Raw genomic sequence first — 1,018 nt, 5'->3', positions numbered from 1 at the left:
AGCCGCTTTAAACAGATTTAATTGATTCTTTTTGAGCGTAACTATATAGTCATTGCCACCCTTAATAATTAAGGCTAGTGTTTTTTTTTGACAGTGCAGTGCATCGACGGTAATTACTACTTTATTACCGGATAGCTCTTTGACTAGCTTCTCTACGACTTCGACTTCACTTGAATGCTTATTTTCCATAACTTGATGTCGGACTACCCATCCATGATGATGACTGTAAACGGAAACCATGCTGACAAAATTTTGGTAAGAGCTGCTACTCCCAGTCAATGTACTTTTGATCCCTTACCATCTATTGCCATCAATTCTCCTTCGTCTATTGACAATTCTTCTTGAGACCACACATTAAAAAGAACGGCTAATATCTCAAAATCTAATGATTGAATTATATTTCTAAACGTTGAGTCTGATGGGAACCGAATATCACTTGGTAGGTTGAATAATTTTATGAGTGTCTTTCGATGATTATTGGTGAATTCTACCAAGGGTTTATACCCCCAATATCCCGTGCAACTACCCAACAAAATTATCGTTAATGTCAGCCAAAGTTCATGTCTAATACCTCTCGGATGTCTATGATCGGGAACTGCAATAAGAGCTTCAATTAAATTCATTGCTGATTCATTCCATAATTATAGTCTACCCGGACGGGGCAGACTTGATTACCTCTTCTATCATACATTCCCCTCCCGACAATTAATCCACCCTGCCTAGCCCCCCGATCGAAGGGGGGGACAAGAATCTTCTTAAAGTCAACCCCTACTCCCCTTCTTAAGGGGGATTTAGGGGGATCTAGACTCAGGTAAAAACGAGATTTCTCAAGGGTTTCAGTCTTAAGTTGACACGCTTTGGGCATTGCCGTGTCCCTACTGAAAAAAAACCGCCCACAATACTGTCAGCGGCGGGTTGTGGTTGAGGTCAAACTATATAATTAGGACTTACGCATTGACAAAAAATATCATCTATGTAGTCTAGATAATGGCATCGTTGTGAAGGTTGGCAAAAATAT

At 40.0% G+C, this 1,018-nt stretch carries 2 protein-coding genes; both read right to left on the bottom strand.

Annotation, left to right across the window (positions count from 1 at the left end; all coding sequences use genetic code 11):
- The coding region (locus tag QT987_RS29795) for an ISAs1 family transposase (RefSeq protein WP_333247101.1) at positions 1-279 on the bottom strand (279 nt) is incomplete at its 3' end.
- Entirely contained in the window at positions 276-623 is a 348-nt protein-coding gene (locus QT987_RS29790) for a transposase family protein (protein ID WP_333247099.1), read from the bottom strand. The genes QT987_RS29790 and QT987_RS29795, both read right to left, overlap by 4 nt.
- Positions 624-1,018 lie beyond the last annotated feature (395 nt).

Origin of the sequence: Microcoleus sp. SVA1B4 (assembly GCF_036700545.1) — a bacterium.
Taxonomy (GTDB): Bacteria; Cyanobacteriota; Cyanobacteriia; order Cyanobacteriales; family Microcoleaceae; genus Microcoleus.
Note: the sequence above shows the minus strand (reverse complement) of the source record. Positions and strands in the feature narration are given on the sequence as shown.

Coding starts and splice junctions, on each gene's coding strand:
- QT987_RS29790 (WP_333247099.1), bottom strand. CDS start 623: ATGAATTTAATTGAAGCTCTTATTGCAGTTCCCGATCATAGACATCCG.